Here is a 17331-nt window from a genome sequence, read left to right on the forward strand (position 1 = left end):
TGTTCATCTTTCCTTCAGGCGCAAAAGCGCTTCTGCTAAGGGAACTTAGACCGGTGGTCCCGTGACGGGGGCAGGGCCGGAGACCACGGAACTAACATGCTTGACCTCGCAATCGTAGGCGGCGGCCCCGGCGGGCTGATGAGCGCCTGGTACCTGAAGCGTAAGCTCGGCGATCTCTGCCGCATCACCATTTTCGAGTCCTCCGACCGGCTTGGCGGCAAGATCGTCACGCGCAAATTCGACTCCGCGCCGGCGATGTACGAGGCCGGCGTTGCCGAGATCTACGACTACTCGATGACGGGCCCGGATCCGCTGCGCGAGCTGATTCAGCATTTCGGCCTGCAGACCATTCCAATGGACGCCGAACAGGTGCAGTTCGGCGGTGAGCTGCTTGATGATGTCGCCGGCATGCGCCGCCGATATGGCGCCAAGACCGCGGCGGCGATCGAGGCGTTCCGCAAGCGCTGCGCCGACGAGATGTCGCCGATCGAGTATTACGAAGGCGTCGGTGCGCACGACAACGAGAACCCGTGGGCCTACAAGACCGCCGAGCAGGTGCTCGACGAGGAAGTCAAGGACGAGGTCGCAAAGCGCTTCTTCAAGGTGATGGCGCGCTCGGATATCGCGACCGAAAGCCACAACACCAACGGCCTCAACGCGCTCAAGAACTATCTGATGGATGTCGACGGTTATATCGGCCTCTACTCCATCCAGAACGGCAACGAGCAGCTGATCGAATGCCTCCAGTCCGAGGTCAACGCCGACATCCAGCTCAATCATCGCGTGCTCACCGTCGGCAAGGCGCCGACCGGCCGCTATCAGCTCAAGATGATGAACGGCAAGGGGCCGGAGACGCGCGACTTCGATCTCGTGCTGGTCTGCCTGCCGCACTCCTGGCTCGCCACGATGGGGTGGGAAGGCGAGCAGCTGCGCAAGTCGATGGTCAAGCACGTCGCCTATTTCGACCGTCCCGCGCACTACCTGCGCGTCTCGATCCTGTTCGACACCCCGTTCTGGGGTGACAAGATTCCCGGCGCCTGGTTCATGTCGGACGCCTTCGGCGGCTGCTGCGTCTACAACGAGGGCGCGCGCCACGACGTCGGCAAGCACGGTGTCTTGAATTGGCTCATTCCCGGCTCCGATGCGCTGGCCTTCGCCAATCTGTCGGACCAGGAGCTGATCGATGCCGCGCTGAAATCGCTGCCGGCCTCGCTCGGAGACGCGCGTGCCCATTTCATGGAAGGCAAGATCCACCGCTGGCTGTCGTCGGTGAATGCGATTCCGGGCGGTTTGCCCGTGCGCGACGTCATGACCAATCACCGGCCCGAGCCGAAGGAGCATCCCGGCATCGTCGTGGTCGGCGATTATCTGTTCGACTCCACGTTGAACGGCCTGCTCGATTCCTCGGACGCAGCGACCGACATCATCCTGACCGAGATGATGCGGCTGCGCCGTGAGCGCGCGCAGGAAGACGGCGAGCCGATCTCCGACAAAATCGACCGCGACTATTTCGAAAACTATCGCGGCCTCGGCCCCTATGGCGAGGTGTGGAAGCAGTTCACCGATCCGGATTATCTGTCCAGACTGATCAGCATCGTCTGGGGCAAGACCAAGGGCGCAAAACTCCTGGTGGCAGGCTCCGCCAGCGGCGAGCTGGTTGGCGCGCTGCGCGATCGTGGCATCGATGCCTGGGGCATCGAGAACAACCGCGCGATCCACGCCAGGACGCCGAAGGCGCTGAAGAAGTACAACAAGCTCGGCTCGATCACCGACATGCCGTTCAAGGACGGTAGCTTCGACTACGTGTTCGAGACCAGCCTCTGCCACGTTGCCCCGAAGCAGGTGGTCCGCGCGATCCGCGAGTTGAACCGCGTGGTCAAGACCGGCGTCGTGTTCGGCTCGGTCACCTCGGACATGGCATCGGCCGTAATCGATCGCTACGATCTCTTGCGCGGGGTCAGGAAGCTCGGCACCTGGTGGGAATGGTCCGAACTGTTCTTCGGCAACGGCTTCGATCTGTCGATGCATCGCAAGGATTGCACCGACGCGCTCTGGGCCGCGACGCTCGCCGCCAACAAGGGCCCGGGGCAGTGGTATGCCGACGCCGACTCCTTGCGCTATTCCTTCTTCGACAAGGTCGAGGAAGAAGACGACGACTAGCATCACGGGGAGGATGAATTCGCCAATTGTTTTGCCGAATTCATCCTGATCGCATAGAATCGGTGCAAATAGCGGCTTCCGCTATTTCCCTGCTTTCTCTGCGGTCATGCCGGCCGTCAGCATCGGTTGGTTTCATGGCGTCCAGGCCTCTCTCTCCCGACAAACAGAAGCTCGCCGCGCAAGAGGCGGCCGAGCTCGAGGACAAGCTCGCCTCCAGCGCCAAGCCGGACCTCGATGACGACGAGGACGACGAAGACGAGGATGATGACGAGCTTGAACTCGATGACGACGACGATGATGAGGACCTCGTCGTCTTTACCGCTCGCGAAGCCGCCGGCGCGCTCGCGACCATCCTGGGTTTCGTCAAGCCCTTCCTGCCCAACTACAAGCGCATCCTGGGCTATGTGGCATTCGGCGTTCTGGTCGAGACGCTGTTCAATGTCATCATGCCGCTCAGCCTGAAGTTCCTGATCGACGACGCGCTCGGCGAAGAGGATTTCCAGGCGCTGTACAAGATCCTCGGCGTGCTCGCGGTCGCCGGCATCTTCACCTCGATCGTCGCGGTCTGGTACGAGCGCTGGGATGCGCGGCTGGCAGCCTGCGTCATCTCCGATGTCCGCAAGCGCCTGTTCGAACACGTTCAGGACCTCCCGGCCGCCTATTTCGGCCGCACCAAGCGCGGCGAGATCCTGTCGCGCTTCTCGGTCGACCTCTCGGCCTTCGAAGGTTCGGTCAAGTCCTTCGCCAACAGCGCCGCGCTACCGTTCCTGGAATTGATCGCCGGCATCATCCTGATGCTGTTCCTGAACTGGCAACTCGCCGTCGTTGCGCTGCTGGTATTCCCGATCACGCTGATCGGCCCGCGTATCCTGACGCCGAAGGCGGTGCAGGCCAATTACGAGCAGAAGCTCAACGAAAGCGCGCTGCTGGGGATGGTGCAGGAGAACGTGGCGGCGCAGGCCGTGATCAAGGCGTTCAGCCTGCAACGTAAGATGTTCGGCTTCTTCGCCTTCCGCAATGACGCGACCCGGAACAGGATCGCTGCCGCCGGATTCCTGTCGACGATGGTGGAGCGCACCGTCACCATCTCGGTGCTGCTGTTGCACCTCGTCGTGCTCGCCATCGGCGCCTATCTGGCAACCAAGGGCCAGATCACCATCGGCACCTTCGTCACTTTCGAGAGCGCGTTCTGGGAGGTCTCCTACAACATCGCCCATGTGATGCACTTCATTCCGGTGTCGATCTCCTCGGCCGCCGCGATCCGCCACATGCAGGAGTTGCTGGACGAGCCCACCCGCGGCGCCGACCGTCCCGGCGCGCCCGATCTGCCGCGCATCACCCACGACATCACCTTCGACCACGTGACGTTCCAGTACGAGGGCGCGCAGACGCCGGTGCTGGACAATCTCAGCCTCAAGCTCAATGCCGGCAAGCGCATCGCCATCGTCGGCCCATCAGGCTCCGGCAAGAGCACGTTGTTGAACCTGATCTTGCGGCTCTACGTCCCGGACGAAGGCCGTGTCACCATCGACGGCGTCGACGTCCGCAAGGTGACGCTGGATTCGCTGCGCCGGAGCATGGCGGTGGTGTTTCAGGAGAACATGTTGTTCAACATGTCGATCCGCGAGAACATCCGGCTCGGCAAGGAGGGCGCGAGCGACGAGGAGGTGGAGGAGGCGGCCAGGAAGGCCGAGATCCACCGCTACATCATGAGCTTGCCGCAGCGCTATGACACGCCGGTCGGCGAGCGCGGCGATACGCTATCGGGCGGCCAGCGCCAGCGCATTGCGATCGCGCGGGCGGTCATCCGCAATCCCTCCGTATTGTTGCTGGATGAGGCGACCTCGGCGCTCGACCAGACCACCGAGGCCGCGATCAACCGCACGTTGCTGAAGGTCGCCAAGGGCCGCACCATGATCTGGTCGACCCATCGCCTGACTTCTGTAGTCGAGATGGACGAGATCATCGTGATTTCAGGGGGCAGGGCGATCGAGCGCGGTTCGCATGCCGAGCTGCTCGCGAAGAACGGCACCTATCGCAAGCTGTGGAACGATCAGATCCATCAGCCGCACGGTGTGGCCGCTCAAGCCGACGACGACAGCGATGATGACGAGGACGATGAGGACCTCGACGAGGATGACGAGGAGGATGACGAAGACGAGGAGGAGTGACCGAGGAAGTTCGGCTCCAGATGGAATGCCCCTCCAAGCCGTCGCAATAATCCCTGGATGGACCACGCCGTGAAGCGCGCCCAGCGCTGCGCGGTCCAGTAGGGGCTCGTCGCAATCGATACCGAGCGGAAGCCGAACGCTTTTGCCGTCGACCATTCATCGCAGGCCCGCTTGACGGGATCGGCGTAGAAGGCCGCGATCTTGTTCGCATCCATCCCGTCGGACGCCAGCCATTGCGGGATGTGGACATTGCAGAGCCGCTCGACGTCCGTGAACACTTTGTCGCTGCCCGTGCCGGCGGCCGGGCAGGAGGTCGCGAAGGCGTCGCCGGCCAGCACTAGTCCCGGCTGATGGCTGGCATCGTTCACGTAGAGGTCGACCGGGCGAATCTTGACTTCGCTCACGATGTCGAAGGCGCCGGTGATGCGCTTGAGGCGCGGCAGGGCGGCATTCAAAGTCTCCGCCGGCGCGCGGCGGAGCTCGCGCAGCCAGGGATCGTCGAAGCTGCGATACACGAACAGATTGGCGCGCATGTGCGTGCCGATCGGAAACAGCGAGATGTAGGCAATACGGTCGCTCGGCCGCTCGGAGAAATAGGTCAGCGCCGGGAAGTCGAACGCTTTCCGCCCTGCCGGCGCTACATCGAATCCGATCGAGATCGAATGACAGGCGCTGATGATGTTTCTGATGATGCCAAGCTGGTGCCGCAGACCGACGTTCAGGCCGTTGGCGAGCACGACCAGGCGGGCCGACACCGTCTCGTCATTGGCGAGTGCGATTCGCTGCCGCTCCGGGCTGGTCTCTACCGATACCGCCTTGGTCCAGATCCGCTCGACTGTCTCGGGAATCTCGTCGCGGATCGCGTTAACCAGGCAATCATAGCGGATGTTGAACTGCCGGCTCGGCGCCTTGTCGAGGAGATGGCCGAACCGTGCGATCCAGTTCTCGCCGGAGAAGGTCGCCCGACGCAGCACCTGGTCTGCGATTCCCGTGCGCTGGAATCGCTCGACCTGCCCGTGACCGCTAAGCTTCTCGACGCGAAAATCGGCCGGATAGGTCTCATGCGGGTCGATCATGACGGCCGAAATGCCGGCGCGCCCAAGCATTGCGGCGGCGGTCGAGCCGGCAAGTCCCCCGCCAATGATGGCTATATCGGTGTACCGCATGGCGCTTGCCTCTGCCGAAGGTGGCAGATTGACGCATCAACAGGAAAAAAAGCCTTAGCGCGGGTTATAAAAGTATATTTCTTCCGGGTAAAAATGTGCCTGGGACTGGCGGAGCCGGGCCTTCGGTCCCATATCCGGCGGGCGCCGCGAGAGCGCCAAGCAGGCAATTTCTGAAGGCGCGAGAAGCGCTTTGTGACTGTCGTTTCGCCTTGACTTGAGCGATTCTCACTTATAGAAAGCGCCTCACTTAACGACAGGCGGTGAGCATCGCCAACGTCGGAACGGGCCACCCGTCTGATCCCTAAGGGGTCGCAAAGATGGGCACCAACCTCGACGAATGCCGCTCAAACGCTGTCGATAATAGCTAGGCAATGCCAGTGCGATTTTAGGTCTTCCGAGCCTGTTCTCGTGAGGCCGAATTCGGATGCATGACCTCAGTGCGCGGGCCGCGGCTTTACGCTGATCGGCCTGAAGACTGCGGTCCTCTGTGGCGTCGAAGCGCTTTCCGCTCAGTGATGGAGCGGTTGGCGCGATTTCGCTTTGTGCGGATTGTTCCCGTGCGAAGCGGGCCCCGTCGGGCGGGTAGCGCGACAAGAATTTGCGGTCCCGGCAACGGGCTCGCGGCAAGACAGCGGACCCGCAAGGGGCTGCGATAACAAAGGGTAAGGCCAGGATGCCGACGATCAACCAGCTGATCGCTCAACCGCGTGAAGTGCAGAAGTCGCGCAAGAAGGTGCCAGCGCTGCAGCAGTCGCCGCAGAAGCGTGGCGTTTGCACGCGCGTCTACACCACGACCCCGAAGAAGCCGAACTCGGCGCTTCGTAAGGTCGCCAAGGTGCGTCTGACCAACGGTTTCGAGGTGATCGGCTACATCCCGGGTGAGGGCCATAACCTTCAGGAGCACTCGGTGGTCATGATCCGCGGCGGCCGCGTCAAGGACTTGCCCGGCGTGCGCTACCACATCCTCCGCGGCGTTCTGGATACCCAGGGCGTCAAGAACCGTAAGCAGCGTCGTTCGAAGTACGGCGCGAAGCGTCCGAAGTAAGCGGGAACCAGCTCAATGTCTCGTCGCCACTCAGCGGAAAAGCGCGAAGTTCTTCCCGATCCGAAGTTCGGGAACATCATCGTCACGAAGTTCATGAACTCGGTGATGTATGCCGGCAAGAAGTCGGTCGCGGAAGGCATCGTCTACGGTGCGTTCGGCATCATCGAATCCAAGACCAAGCAGAACCCGCTCGGCGTGTTCGAGCAGGCGCTCGAAAACGTCATGCCGACGATCGAAGTGCGCTCCCGCCGCGTCGGCGGCGCGACCTATCAGGTTCCGGTCGAAGTTCGTTCGACCCGCCGCCAGGCCCTGGGCATTCGCTGGCTGATCTCGGCTGCGCGCGAGCGCAACGAGAAGACCATGACCGAGCGTCTCTCGGCCGAGCTCCTGGACGCATCGAACAACCGCGGGAACGCCGTCAAGAAGCGTGAAGACGTGCACCGGATGGCGGAAGCCAACCGCGCCTTCTCGCACTATCGCTGGTAACGGCGAAACAAACGGACTCGCAAGGAACACCCCATGCCCCGCCAACATGCCATCGAGGACTACCGTAACTTCGGTATCATGGCGCATATCGACGCCGGTAAGACGACGACGACCGAGCGCATCCTCTATTACACCGGCAAGAGCCACAAGATCGGCGAAGTGCACGAAGGTGCCGCGACGATGGACTGGATGGAGCAGGAGCAGGAGCGTGGCATCACGATCACCTCGGCTGCGACCACCGCCTTCTGGGCCGGCAAGCGGCTGAACATCATCGACACCCCAGGTCACGTCGACTTCACCATCGAAGTCGAGCGTTCGCTGCGCGTGCTCGACGGCGCCGTCTGCGTGCTCGACTCGAACCAGGGCGTGGAGCCCCAGACCGAAACCGTCTGGCGCCAGGGCGACAAGTACAAGGTTCCGCGCATCGTCTTCGCCAACAAGATGGACAAGACCGGCGCCGACTTCTTCAAGTGCCTGGCCGACATCGTTGATCGCCTCGGTGCCAAGCCGATCGCGATTCAGCTCCCGATCGGTGCCGAGAACAACTTCAAGGGTCTCGTTGACCTCGTGAAGATGAAGGGCATCGTCTGGAACGACGAGTCGCTCGGCGCGAAGTTCGACTATGTCGACATTCCGGAAGACATGGTCGATCAGGCCAAGGAATACCGCGAGAAGATGGTGGAGGCCGCCGTCGAGCTCGACGACGACGCCATGGCTGCCTATCTCGACGGCAAGGAGCCGGATGAGGCGACCCTGAAGCGCCTGCTGCGCAAGGCGGTGCTGACCGGTGCGTTCTATCCCGTGCTGTGCGGTTCGGCCTTCAAGAACAAGGGCGTGCAGCCGCTGCTCGACGCCGTCGTCGACTACCTGCCGTCGCCGATCGACGTGCCCGCAATCAAAGGCACGGACGACAGCGGCAACGAAGTCGTGCGCAAGGCGGACGACAAGGAGCCGCTCGCGCTGCTCGCGTTCAAGATCATGGACGACCCGTTCGTCGGCACCATCACCTTCTGCCGCATCTACTCCGGCGTTCTGCAGAGCGGCACCGGCGTCGTGAACTCGACCCGCGAGAAGAAGGAGCGCATCGGGCGCATGCTGCTGATGCATGCGAACAACCGCGAAGACATCAAGGAAGCCTATGCCGGCGACATCGTCGCGCTGGCCGGCCTGAAGGAAGCGCGCACCGGTGACACGCTGTGCGATCCCGACAAGCAGGTGATCCTAGAAAAGATGGAATTCCCCGAGCCGGTCATCGAGATCGCGATCGAGCCGAAGTCCAAGGCCGACCAGGAGAAGCTGGGCGTGGCGCTGGCCAAGCTCGCCGCGGAGGATCCGTCCTTCCGCGTGTCGACCGACCAGGAGTCCGGCCAGACCATCCTCAAGGGCATGGGCGAGCTCCATCTCGACATCAAGGTCGACATCCTCCGCCGTACCTACAAGGTCGACGCCAATATCGGCGCGCCCCAGGTTGCGTTCCGTGAGCGCGTCACCAAGAAGGCCGAAGTCAAGTACACCCACAAGAAGCAGACCGGTGGTACCGGTCAGTTCGCTGAGGTCTCGATCGTGGTCGAGCCGAACGAGCCCGGCAAGGGCTACGAGTTCGAGTCCAAGATCGTCGGTGGTGCGGTTCCGAAGGAATACATTCCCGGCGTCGAAAAGGGCCTCAACAGCGTGATGAGCTCTGGCGTGGTCGCGGGCTTCCCCGTGGTCGACGTCAAGGTCCAGCTCGTCGACGGCAAGTATCACGACGTCGACTCGTCGGCGCTCGCCTTCGAAATCGCATCGCGCGCGGCTTTCCGCGAAGCGCTGCAGAAGGGCAAGTCCGTCCTGCTCGAGCCGATCATGAAGGTCGAAGTGGTGACCCCGGAAGACTACACCGGCTCGGTCATCGGCGACCTGAATTCCCGGCGCGGTCAGATCCAGGGCCAGGACATGCGCGGCAACGCCAACGTCATCAACGCGATGGTGCCGCTCATGAACATGTTCGGTTACGTGAATAACCTGCGCTCGATGAGCCAGGGTCGCGCGACCTTCACCATGCAGTTCGATCACTACGCAGAAGCGCCGGCTAACGTGTCGGCGGAAGTCCAAAAGAAGTTTGCCTGATTGTCGTCGGTCTAAAGCTGACGATTGAACGGAGAGTCAAATGGCCAAAGCAAAGTTTGAACGTACCAAGCCGCACTGCAACATCGGCACCATCGGTCACGTCGACCATGGCAAGACGTCGCTGACCGCGGCGATCACCAAGGTTCTCGCCGAAGCCGGCGGTGCGACGTTCACCGCGTACGACCAGATCGACAAGGCGCCGGAAGAGAAGGCGCGCGGCATCACCATCTCGACCGCGCACGTCGAATACGAGACGCCGAACCGCCATTACGCGCACGTCGATTGCCCCGGCCACGCCGACTACGTGAAGAACATGATCACCGGCGCCGCCCAGATGGACGGTGCGATCCTGGTCGTGTCGGCTGCTGACGGCCCGATGCCGCAGACCCGCGAGCACATCCTGCTCGCCCGCCAGGTCGGCGTTCCCGCGCTCGTCGTGTTCCTCAACAAGTGCGACATGGTCGACGATCCGGAATTGCTCGAGCTCGTCGAGCTCGAGGTTCGCGAACTGCTCTCGAAGTACGACTTCCCCGGCGACAAGATCCCGATCATCAAGGGTTCGGCTCTCGCCGCCCTCGAAGACTCGGACAAGAAGCTCGGCCACGACGCCATCCTCGAGCTGATGAAGAACGTCGACAGCTACATCCCGCAGCCGGAGCGTCCGATCGACCAGCCGTTCCTGATGCCGGTTGAAGACGTGTTCTCGATCTCGGGCCGCGGCACCGTCGTGACCGGCCGTGTCGAGCGCGGCGTCGTCAAGGTCGGCGAGGAAATCGAGATCGTCGGTCTGCGCGCCACCCAGAAGACCACCGTCACCGGCGTCGAAATGTTCCGCAAGCTGCTCGATCAGGGCCAGGCCGGCGACAACATCGGTGCGCTGCTCCGCGGTACCAAGCGTGAAGACGTCGAGCGCGGCCAGGTGCTGTGCAAGCCGGGTTCGGTCAAGCCGCACACCAAGTTCAAGGCTGAGGCTTACATCCTCACCAAGGAAGAGGGCGGTCGCCACACCCCGTTCTTCACCAACTATCGTCCGCAGTTCTACTTCCGCACCACCGACGTGACCGGTGTCGTGCATCTGCCGGAAGGTACCGAGATGGTGATGCCGGGCGACAACATCGCGATGGAAGTGCACCTGATCGTGCCGATCGCGATGGAAGAGAAGCTCCGCTTCGCCATCCGCGAAGGTGGCCGCACCGTCGGCGCCGGCGTCGTCGCCTCGATCATCGAGTAATTACGCGAATAGGGATTGGCGAGTAGCGAATGGTGACATTCGCTATTCGCTATTCGCCACCCCCCTCTAAAGAGAGACCACGGCAATGAACGGCCAAAACATTCGTATCCGTCTCAAGGCGTTCGACCATCGTATCCTCGATACGTCGACCCGGGAGATCGTGAACACGGCGAAGCGCACCGGTGCGCAGGTTCGCGGACCCATTCCGCTGCCCACCCGCATCGAGAAGTTCACCGTCAACCGTTCGCCGCACGTCGACAAGAAGAGCCGCGAACAGTTCGAGATGCGCACTCACAAGCGTCTGCTCGACATCGTCGATCCGACCCCGCAGACCGTCGATGCTTTGATGAAGCTCGACCTGGCCGCCGGTGTCGACGTCGAGATCAAGCTCTAAGATTTTTGGATCACGTTCGCACCTTGCGGACAGAAAGAACAGGAAGCACGCCGATGCGCTCCGGAGTGATCGCACAAAAGGTCGGGATGACGCGGGTCTTTACAGAGGCCGGCGAACATATCCCCGTGACCGTGCTGAAGCTCGGCAATTGCCAGGTCGTAGGCCACCGCACTGAAGAGAAGAACGGTTATGTCGCGCTCCAGCTTGGTTCTGGCAGCCGCAAGACCGTGTACATGCCCAAGGCTGAGCGCGGCCAGTTCGCGGTCGCCAAGGTCGAGCCGAAGCGGCAGGTCGAGGAATTCCGCGTCTCCGCGGATGCCATGATCCCCGTCGGCGCCGAGATCCTCGCCGATCACTTCGTCGTCGGCCAGTTCGTCGACGTCACCGGCACCTCGGTCGGTAAGGGCTTCGCTGGCGGCATGAAGCGCTGGAACTTCGGCGGTCTGCGCGCCACGCACGGTGTGTCGGTCTCGCATCGTTCGATCGGTTCGACCGGTGGTCGTCAGGACCCCGGCAAGACCTGGAAGAACAAGAAGATGCCCGGCCACATGGGTGTCGATCGCATCACCACGCTCAACCTGCGCGTCGTCCAGCTCGACGTCGAGCGCGGTCTGATCCTCGTCGAAGGCGCCGTTCCCGGCTCCAAGGGCGGTTGGATCCGTGTGCGCGACGCCGTCAAGAAGCCGCTTCCGAAGGAAGCTCCGAAGCCCGGCAAGTTCAAGGTTGCGGGCGGCGAAGCCGAGGCTGCGGCCCAGCAAGAGGGTGCGTGAGATGGAATTGAAAGTCACCACCCTCGAGGGCAAGGAAGCCGGCTCGGTCCAGCTTTCAGACGCCATTTTCGGCCTTGAGCCGCGCCAGGACATCATTGCGCGCTGCGTGCAGTGGCAGCTGAACAAGCGTCAGGCCGGCACCCACAAGGCCAAGGGTCGCGCCGAGATCTGGCGCACCGGCAAGAAGATGTACAAGCAGAAGGGTACCGGCGGTGCTCGTCACGGCTCGGCCCGCGTGCCGCAGTTCCGCGGCGGCGGTCGTGCCTTCGGTCCGGTCGTGCGTTCGCACGCCACCGACCTGCCGAAGAAGGTCCGTGCACTCGCTCTCAAGCATGCGCTGTCGGCCAAGGCCAAGGACGGCGATCTGCTCGTGATCGACAAGGCCGCGCTGGAAGCCGCCAAGACCAAGGCGCTGCTCGGTCACTTCTCGGGCCTCGGCTTGACCAACGCGCTGATCATCGACGGCGCCGAGCTCAACAACGGCTTCGCCGCTGCGGCCCGCAACATCCCGAACATGGACGTGCTGCCGATCCAGGGCATCAACGTCTACGACATCCTGCGCCGTCAGAAGCTCGTTCTGACCAAGGCCGCCATCGATGCGCTGGAGGCGCGCTTCAAATGACGAAGAACATCGAGGCTCGCCATTACGACGTGATCGTCGCCCCGGTCGTCACCGAAAAGGCGACGCTGGCGTCCGAGCACAACAAGGTTCTGTTCAAGGTGGCCGCGAAGGCGACCAAGCCGCAGATCAAGGAAGCGATCGAGAAGCTGTTTGACGTCAAGGTCAAGAGCGTCAACACGCTGGTCCGCAAGGGCAAGACTAAGGTCTTCCGCGGCAATCTCGGCTCGCAGTCGAACACCAAGCGCGCGATCGTGACCCTCGAAGAGGGTCATCGGATCGACGTGACCACCGGTCTGTAAGGTCGCACGACGATGGCACTGAAGAAGTTCAATCCCACGACACCGGGCCAGCGCCAGCTGGTCATGGTCGATCGTTCGGCGCTCTACAAGGGCAAGCCGGTCAAGGCGCTCACCGAGGGCAAGCATTCCTCGGGCGGCCGCAACAACACCGGTCGCATCACCGTGCGCTTCCGCGGCGGCGGTCACAAGCAGACCCTGCGCATCGTCGACTTCAAGCGCGACAAGGTCGATGCGCCCGCGACCGTCGAACGGCTGGAATATGATCCGAACCGCACCGCGTTCATCGCGCTGGTCAAGTACGAAGACGGCACCCAGGCCTATATCCTGGCGCCGCAGCGTCTGGCGGTCGGCGATTCCGTGGTCGCCGGCAACTATGTCGACGTGAAGCCGGGCAACGTCATGCCGCTCGGCAACATGCCGGTCGGTACGATCATCCACAACATCGAGGTCAAGATCGGCAAGGGCGGCCAGCTCGCTCGTTCCGCCGGCACCTATGCTCAGCTGGTCGGCCGCGACCAGGACTACGTGATCATCCGCCTGAACTCGGGTGAGCAGCGTCTCGTGCACGGCCGTTGCCGCGGCACCATCGGCGCGGTGTCGAACCCGGATCACATGAACACCTCGATCGGCAAGGCCGGCCGCAATCGCTGGCTGGGCCGCAAGCCGCATAACCGCGGTGTTTCGATGAACCCGATCGACCATCCGCACGGCGGTGGTGAAGGTCGTACCTCGGGCGGTCGTCACCCGGTCACTCCGTGGGGCAAGCCGACCAAGGGCAAGAAGACCCGCAGCAACAAGTCGACCAATAAATTCATTCTCCTAAGCCGCCACAAGCGGAAGAAGTAAGGAACGACGGACATGGTTCGTTCAGTCTGGAAAGGCCCGTTCGTCGAGGGTTCTCTGCTCAAGAAGGCGGATGCCGCTCGCTCGTCCGGCCGTCACGACGTCATCAAGATCTGGAGCCGTCGTTCGACGATCCTGCCGCAATTCGTCGGTCTGACCTTCGGCGTCTACAACGGTCAGAAGCACGTGCCGGTGGCCGTCAACGAGGAAATGGTCGGTCACAAGTTCGGCGAGTTCTCGCCGACCCGGACCTTCCATGGCCACTCCGGCGACAAGAAAGCCAAGAAGGCTTGAGGATTAAACGATGAGCAAACCTAAGCGCGAACGGAGCCTCGCCGAGAACGAGGCCAAGGCGGTCGCCCGGATGCTGCGGGTGAGCCCGCAGAAGCTCAACCTGGTCGCCCAGCTCATTCGCGGCCGGAAGGCTTCCGCTGCGCTCGCCGATCTGCAGTTCTCGCGCAAGCGGATCGCGGTCGACGTGAAGAAGTGCCTGGAATCGGCCATCGCCAATGCCGAGAACAACCACGACCTCGACGTCGACGATCTCGTCGTGGCGCAGGCGTTCGTCGGCAACGGCCTCGTGATGAAGCGCTTTGCCGCCCGCGGGCGTGGCCGTTCGGGCCGTGTCTACAAACCATTTTCGCAGCTGACGATCATTGTTCGTCAGGTCGAAGCCGAAGCAGCAGCGGCTTAAGGGTCGCAGGAGAAAACGATGGGTCAAAAGATCAATCCGATCGGTCTGCGTCTCGGCATCAACCGGACCTGGGATTCCCGCTGGTTCGCCGGCAAGCAGGAATACGGCAAGCTGCTGCACGAGGACGTCAAGATCCGCGAGATCCTGCACAAGGAGCTCAAGCAGGCGGCCGTCGCCCGCATCGTGATCGAGCGTCCGCACAAGAAGTGCCGCGTCACCATCCACTCGGCTCGTCCGGGCGTGGTGATCGGCAAGAAGGGCGCCGACATCGACAAGCTGCGCAAGAAGGTCGCGGACATCACCTCGTCCGACGTCGTCATCAACATCGTCGAAATCCGCAAGCCGGAGCTCGATGCGACGCTGGTGGCCGAGTCGATCGCGCAGCAGCTGGAGCGCCGCGTGGCGTTCCGCCGCGCCATGAAGCGCGCCGTTCAGTCGGCGATGCGTCTCGGCGCGGAAGGCATCCGCATCAACTGCTCGGGTCGTCTGGGCGGAGCGGAAATCGCGCGCATGGAGTGGTATCGCGAAGGCCGCGTGCCGCTGCACACGCTGCGCGCCGACATCGACTACGGCGTTGCGACCGCGTTCACGACCTTCGGCACCTGCGGCGTCAAGGTCTGGATCTTCAAGGGTGAGATCCTCGAGCACGATCCGATGGCCCAGGACAAGAGAATGGCCGAAGGCGAGACGGGTGGCAGTGGCGATCGTGGTGGCCGTGGGCGCCGCGACAATGCTGCGGCTTGATCGACCAGAGAATTTGAGGGCTTAAAGCCATGATGCAACCTAAGAAAACGAAGTTCCGGAAGGCGCATAAGGGCCGCATCCACGGCGTTGCGTCTTCGGGCGCGACGTTGGCATTCGGCCAGTTCGGCCTGAAGGCGACCGAGCCTGAGCGCGTCACCGCGCGCCAGATCGAAGCCGCCCGCCGCGCGCTGACCCGCCACATGAAGCGCGCCGGCCGCGTCTGGATCCGCGTGTTTCCCGACGTTCCGGTGTCGAAGAAGCCGGCCGAAGTCCGCATGGGCTCCGGCAAGGGTTCGCCGGAACTGTGGGTCGCCCGCGTCAAGCCGGGCCGGGTGCTGTTCGAGATCGACGGCGTCAACACCCAGACGGCGCGCGAAGCGCTGACGCTCGCGGCCGCCAAGCTGCCGATCAAGACGCGCTTCGTCGAGCGCATTGCGGAGTAATGGCCATGGCCCAGATGAAGATCGAAGACATCCGCGCGATGAGCCCCGACCAGCAGGACGATGCCGTCCTGAACCTGAAGAAGGAGCGCTTCAACCTGCGCTTCCAGCGTGCCACCGGGCAGCTCGAGAACACCTCGCGTCTGCGCGAGGCTCGCCGCGACATCGCCCGGATCAAGACCGTCGCCGCGCAAGCGCGCGCGAAGAAGAAGTAAGGGGCTAACGGATATGCCGAAACGTACTTTGCAAGGCGTGGTCGTCAGCGACAAGACTGCCAAGACCGTCGTGGTGCGCGTCGATCGCCGCTTCACGCATCCGATCTACAAGAAGACGATCCGCCGTTCGAAGAACTACCACGCGCACGACGAGAACAACGAGTTCAAGCCGGGCGACATGGTCTGGATCGAAGAGACCAAGCCGATTTCGAAGTTGAAGTGCTGGATCGTGATCCGGGGCGAACACAAGAAAAGCGCCTGATCTGTTGGCCTCGGCCATTCATTTGGCCGACTGACTTCAGGGAAATGTTGAGCGCCGGCTAGGCTGGCGCAAAGAGAAAGAGGACGAGGTGCATCAATGATTCAGATGCAGACCAACCTCGACGTGGCCGATAATTCTGGCGCACGCCGTGTCATGTGTATCAAGGTGCTCGGAGGCTCCAAGCGCCGCTACGCCACGATCGGCGACATCATCGTCGTCTCGATCAAGGAAGCCATTCCGCGTGGCAAGGTGAAGAAGGGCGACGTGATGAAGGCCGTCGTGGTGCGTGTCCGCAAGGACATCCGCCGCGCTGACGGTTCGGTCATCCGCTTCGACCGCAACGCCGCCGTCCTGATCAACAACCAGGCCGAGCCGGTCGGCACCCGTATCTTCGGGCCCGTGCCGCGCGAGCTGCGTGCGAAGAACCACATGAAGATCATTTCGCTCGCGCCGGAGGTGCTGTGATGGCTGCGAAGATCCGCAAGGGCGACAAGGTCGTCGTGCTGACCGGCCGCGACAAGGGTCGCACCGGCGAAGTGTTCGAAGTTCGCCCCGACGCCGGCACGGCGCTCGTGCGCGGCATCAACATGGTCAAGCGTCACCAGAAGCAGACGCAGGCCCAGGAGGGCGGCATCATCTCGAAAGAGGCGCCGATCCAACTGTCCAACATCGCGTATGTCGGCAAGGACGGAAAGCCGACCCGCGTCGGATTCAAGATTCTGGCGGACGGCAAGAAGGTTCGCATCGCCAAGAGCTCGGGAGCTGAGATCGATGGCTGAGACCGCTTACACCCCGCGCCTGCGCGCGGAATACGACTCGAAGATCCGCACGGCGATGACCGAGAAGTTCGGTTATGAGAACGTCATGCAGGTTCCGCGTCTGGACAAGGTCGTGCTGAACATGGGCGTCGGCGATTCCGTCAACGACCGCAAGAAGGCCGAGACTGCCGCTGCCGAGCTGACCCAGATCGCCGGCCAGAAGGCGATCGTGACCTACTCGCGTATCGCGATCGCGACCTTCAAGCTGCGTGAGAACCAGCCGATCGGCTGCAAGGTCACGCTGCGCAAGGCCCGCATGTACGAGTTCATCGATCGCCTGGTGACGGTCGCGCTGCCGCGCGTCCGCGACTTCCGCGGTTTGAACCCGAAGAGCTTTGACGGCCGCGGCAACTATTCGCTCGGTATCAAGGAGCACATCATTTTCCCCGAGATCGACTTCGACAAGGTCACGGAAGCCCGCGGTATGGACATCACCGTCTGCACCACGGCCAAGACCGACGAAGAGGCGAGGGCCTTGTTGACCGCTTTCAATTTCCCGTTCCGGCAGTGAGACGCTGACCTAAAGCCTCTCAAACGCGGATACCCAGGAGCCAAGCATGGCAAAGAAGAGTTCAGTCGAGAAGAACAACCGGCGCAAGCGGATGGTGAAGAACGCCGCCCCGAAGCGCGAGCGGTTGAAGGCGATCATCGCCGACAAGACGCTGCCGATGGAGGAGCGGTTCGCCGCCACCCTGAAGCTTGCGGAAATGCCGCGCAATTCGTCGGCCACCCGCATCCGTCTGCGTTGCGAGCTGTCGGGCCGCCCGCGCTCGAACTATCGCAAGAACAAGCTGTCCCGTATCGCGCTCCGCGACCTTGGCTCCAAGGGCATGGTCCCGGGCCTCGTGAAGTCGAGCTGGTAAGG

The 17331-nt window shown here is 62.7% G+C and carries 22 protein-coding genes; 21 read left to right on the forward strand and 1 reads right to left on the reverse strand.

Translation table 11 applies throughout. The annotated features are described in order from the left end of the window. Positions 1 to 96: 96 nt before the first annotated feature. Both XH91_RS14465 and XH91_RS14470 read left to right on the forward strand, forming a co-directional pair. Complete coding sequence (locus XH91_RS14465) at positions 97 to 2160, forward strand: FAD-dependent oxidoreductase (RefSeq protein ID WP_128951217.1); 2064 nt, start codon at positions 97 to 99, stop codon at positions 2158 to 2160. A gap of 134 nt (positions 2161 to 2294) precedes the next feature. Continuing rightward, positions 2295 to 4331, forward strand: a complete 2037-nt coding sequence (locus XH91_RS14470; RefSeq protein ID WP_128951218.1) for an ABC transporter ATP-binding protein — start codon at positions 2295 to 2297, stop codon at positions 4329 to 4331. On the opposite strand, the gene XH91_RS14475 is transcribed toward XH91_RS14470, so the two are convergent. Beyond that, positions 4244 to 5497 (reverse strand): FAD-dependent oxidoreductase, encoded by a 1254-nt coding sequence (locus XH91_RS14475; protein WP_128951219.1) that lies wholly within the window; start codon positions 5495 to 5497, stop codon positions 4244 to 4246. The genes XH91_RS14470 and XH91_RS14475 overlap by 88 nt on opposite strands. A 673-nt stretch (positions 5498 to 6170) precedes the next feature. Here XH91_RS14475 and rpsL point away from each other — a divergent pair. The 19 genes from rpsL (at position 6171) to rpsN (ending at position 17329) form a co-directional block, all read left to right on the forward strand. Next, positions 6171 to 6542 (forward strand): 30S ribosomal protein S12, encoded by a 372-nt coding sequence (gene rpsL / locus XH91_RS14480; protein WP_007603006.1) that lies wholly within the window; start codon positions 6171 to 6173, stop codon positions 6540 to 6542. Positions 6543 to 6557: 15 nt separating this feature from the next. Beyond that, complete coding sequence (gene rpsG, locus XH91_RS14485; protein WP_008136420.1) at positions 6558 to 7028, forward strand: 30S ribosomal protein S7; 471 nt, start codon at positions 6558 to 6560, stop codon at positions 7026 to 7028. 33 nt (positions 7029 to 7061) lie between these two features. Next, positions 7062 to 9134, forward strand: coding sequence for an elongation factor G (gene fusA / locus XH91_RS14490; RefSeq protein WP_128951220.1), 2073 nt, complete (start codon positions 7062 to 7064; stop codon positions 9132 to 9134). Between the two features lie 40 nt (positions 9135 to 9174). Then, positions 9175 to 10365 carry an elongation factor Tu gene (tuf, locus tag XH91_RS14495; protein ID WP_057745503.1) on the forward strand — a complete coding sequence of 397 codons (1191 nt, stop codon included), beginning with the start codon at positions 9175 to 9177 and terminating at the stop codon, positions 10363 to 10365. An 85-nt stretch (positions 10366 to 10450) separates the two neighbouring features. Further along, the gene (gene rpsJ / locus XH91_RS14500) at positions 10451 to 10759 is read left to right on the forward strand and encodes a 30S ribosomal protein S10 (RefSeq protein WP_002712302.1); all 309 of its coding nucleotides are present in this window, start codon (positions 10451 to 10453) and stop codon (positions 10757 to 10759) included. Between the two features lie 53 nt (positions 10760 to 10812). Then, positions 10813 to 11529, forward strand: coding sequence for a 50S ribosomal protein L3 (gene rplC / locus XH91_RS14505; RefSeq protein WP_128951221.1), 717 nt, complete (start codon positions 10813 to 10815; stop codon positions 11527 to 11529). A gap of 1 nt (position 11530) precedes the next feature. After that, entirely contained in the window at positions 11531 to 12151 is a 621-nt protein-coding gene (gene rplD / locus XH91_RS14510) for a 50S ribosomal protein L4 (RefSeq protein ID WP_011088150.1), read from the forward strand. Continuing rightward, the gene (locus XH91_RS14515; RefSeq protein WP_027535292.1) at positions 12148 to 12450 is read left to right on the forward strand and encodes a 50S ribosomal protein L23; all 303 of its coding nucleotides are present in this window, start codon (positions 12148 to 12150) and stop codon (positions 12448 to 12450) included. The genes rplD and XH91_RS14515 overlap by 4 nt, the downstream gene beginning before the upstream one ends. Positions 12451 to 12462: 12 nt before the next feature. Beyond that, entirely contained in the window at positions 12463 to 13296 is an 834-nt protein-coding gene (gene rplB, locus XH91_RS14520) for a 50S ribosomal protein L2 (protein WP_128951222.1), read from the forward strand. A gap of 12 nt (positions 13297 to 13308) precedes the next feature. Beyond that, complete coding sequence (gene rpsS, locus XH91_RS14525) at positions 13309 to 13587, forward strand: 30S ribosomal protein S19 (protein WP_007603021.1); 279 nt, start codon at positions 13309 to 13311, stop codon at positions 13585 to 13587. A gap of 10 nt (positions 13588 to 13597) precedes the next feature. Further along, positions 13598 to 13987 carry a 50S ribosomal protein L22 gene (rplV, locus tag XH91_RS14530; RefSeq protein WP_057745488.1) on the forward strand — a complete coding sequence of 130 codons (390 nt, stop codon included), beginning with the start codon at positions 13598 to 13600 and terminating at the stop codon, positions 13985 to 13987. An 18-nt stretch (positions 13988 to 14005) separates the two neighbouring features. Then, positions 14006 to 14731 (forward strand): 30S ribosomal protein S3, encoded by a 726-nt coding sequence (gene rpsC / locus XH91_RS14535; protein WP_128951223.1) that lies wholly within the window; start codon positions 14006 to 14008, stop codon positions 14729 to 14731. A 29-nt stretch (positions 14732 to 14760) separates the two neighbouring features. Then, a complete protein-coding gene (gene rplP / locus XH91_RS14540; RefSeq protein ID WP_008136349.1) occupies positions 14761 to 15174 on the forward strand; it encodes a 50S ribosomal protein L16 in 414 nt (137 codons plus the stop codon). A 5-nt stretch (positions 15175 to 15179) separates the two neighbouring features. Further along, entirely contained in the window at positions 15180 to 15386 is a 207-nt protein-coding gene (gene rpmC, locus XH91_RS14545; RefSeq protein WP_027535297.1) for a 50S ribosomal protein L29, read from the forward strand. A 13-nt stretch (positions 15387 to 15399) separates the two neighbouring features. After that, positions 15400 to 15648, forward strand: a complete 249-nt coding sequence (gene rpsQ / locus XH91_RS14550) for a 30S ribosomal protein S17 (RefSeq protein ID WP_057745481.1) — start codon at positions 15400 to 15402, stop codon at positions 15646 to 15648. A 96-nt stretch (positions 15649 to 15744) separates the two neighbouring features. Next, complete coding sequence (gene rplN, locus XH91_RS14555) at positions 15745 to 16113, forward strand: 50S ribosomal protein L14 (RefSeq protein WP_008549246.1); 369 nt, start codon at positions 15745 to 15747, stop codon at positions 16111 to 16113. After that, positions 16113 to 16427: a 50S ribosomal protein L24 gene (gene rplX, locus XH91_RS14560; RefSeq protein ID WP_011088142.1), complete on the forward strand. Its 315-nt coding sequence runs from the start codon at positions 16113 to 16115 to the stop codon at positions 16425 to 16427. The genes rplN and rplX overlap by 1 nt, the downstream gene beginning before the upstream one ends. Next, a complete protein-coding gene (gene rplE, locus XH91_RS14565) occupies positions 16420 to 16977 on the forward strand; it encodes a 50S ribosomal protein L5 (RefSeq protein WP_128951224.1) in 558 nt (185 codons plus the stop codon). Before rplX ends, rplE begins: the two co-directional genes overlap by 8 nt. Before the next feature lie 46 nt (positions 16978 to 17023). After that, the gene (rpsN, locus tag XH91_RS14570; protein WP_057745473.1) at positions 17024 to 17329 is read left to right on the forward strand and encodes a 30S ribosomal protein S14; all 306 of its coding nucleotides are present in this window, start codon (positions 17024 to 17026) and stop codon (positions 17327 to 17329) included. The last annotated feature ends 2 nt before the right edge of the window (positions 17330 to 17331 follow it).

The organism is Bradyrhizobium guangzhouense, from assembly GCF_004114955.1.
Lineage (GTDB): Bacteria > Pseudomonadota > Alphaproteobacteria > Rhizobiales > Xanthobacteraceae > Bradyrhizobium > Bradyrhizobium guangzhouense.

Excerpts from the sequence above, each read along its gene's own strand:
- rplC (WP_128951221.1), top strand. The coding sequence starts at position 10,813 with ATGCGCTCCGGAGTGATCGCACAAAAGGTCGGGATGACGCGGGTCTTT.
- rpsG (WP_008136420.1), top strand. The coding sequence starts at position 6,558 with ATGTCTCGTCGCCACTCAGCGGAAAAGCGCGAAGTTCTTCCCGATCCG.
- fusA (WP_128951220.1), top strand. The coding sequence starts at position 7,062 with ATGCCCCGCCAACATGCCATCGAGGACTACCGTAACTTCGGTATCATG.
- rpsQ (WP_057745481.1), top strand. The coding sequence starts at position 15,400 with ATGCCGAAACGTACTTTGCAAGGCGTGGTCGTCAGCGACAAGACTGCC.
- rplX (WP_011088142.1), top strand. The coding sequence starts at position 16,113 with ATGGCTGCGAAGATCCGCAAGGGCGACAAGGTCGTCGTGCTGACCGGC.
- rplD (WP_011088150.1), top strand. The coding sequence starts at position 11,531 with ATGGAATTGAAAGTCACCACCCTCGAGGGCAAGGAAGCCGGCTCGGTC.
- rpsL (WP_007603006.1), top strand. The coding sequence starts at position 6,171 with ATGCCGACGATCAACCAGCTGATCGCTCAACCGCGTGAAGTGCAGAAG.
- tuf (WP_057745503.1), top strand. The coding sequence starts at position 9,175 with ATGGCCAAAGCAAAGTTTGAACGTACCAAGCCGCACTGCAACATCGGC.
- rpsS (WP_007603021.1), top strand. The coding sequence starts at position 13,309 with ATGGTTCGTTCAGTCTGGAAAGGCCCGTTCGTCGAGGGTTCTCTGCTC.
- rplB (WP_128951222.1), top strand. The coding sequence starts at position 12,463 with ATGGCACTGAAGAAGTTCAATCCCACGACACCGGGCCAGCGCCAGCTG.
- rpmC (WP_027535297.1), top strand. The coding sequence starts at position 15,180 with ATGGCCCAGATGAAGATCGAAGACATCCGCGCGATGAGCCCCGACCAG.
- XH91_RS14475 (WP_128951219.1), bottom strand. The coding sequence starts at position 5,497 with ATGCGGTACACCGATATAGCCATCATTGGCGGGGGACTTGCCGGCTCG.
- XH91_RS14515 (WP_027535292.1), top strand. The coding sequence starts at position 12,148 with ATGACGAAGAACATCGAGGCTCGCCATTACGACGTGATCGTCGCCCCG.
- XH91_RS14470 (WP_128951218.1), top strand. The coding sequence starts at position 2,295 with ATGGCGTCCAGGCCTCTCTCTCCCGACAAACAGAAGCTCGCCGCGCAA.
- rplE (WP_128951224.1), top strand. The coding sequence starts at position 16,420 with ATGGCTGAGACCGCTTACACCCCGCGCCTGCGCGCGGAATACGACTCG.
- rplV (WP_057745488.1), top strand. The coding sequence starts at position 13,598 with ATGAGCAAACCTAAGCGCGAACGGAGCCTCGCCGAGAACGAGGCCAAG.
- rplN (WP_008549246.1), top strand. The coding sequence starts at position 15,745 with ATGATTCAGATGCAGACCAACCTCGACGTGGCCGATAATTCTGGCGCA.
- rpsN (WP_057745473.1), top strand. The coding sequence starts at position 17,024 with ATGGCAAAGAAGAGTTCAGTCGAGAAGAACAACCGGCGCAAGCGGATG.
- rplP (WP_008136349.1), top strand. The coding sequence starts at position 14,761 with ATGATGCAACCTAAGAAAACGAAGTTCCGGAAGGCGCATAAGGGCCGC.
- XH91_RS14465 (WP_128951217.1), top strand. The coding sequence starts at position 97 with ATGCTTGACCTCGCAATCGTAGGCGGCGGCCCCGGCGGGCTGATGAGC.
- rpsJ (WP_002712302.1), top strand. The coding sequence starts at position 10,451 with ATGAACGGCCAAAACATTCGTATCCGTCTCAAGGCGTTCGACCATCGT.
- rpsC (WP_128951223.1), top strand. The coding sequence starts at position 14,006 with ATGGGTCAAAAGATCAATCCGATCGGTCTGCGTCTCGGCATCAACCGG.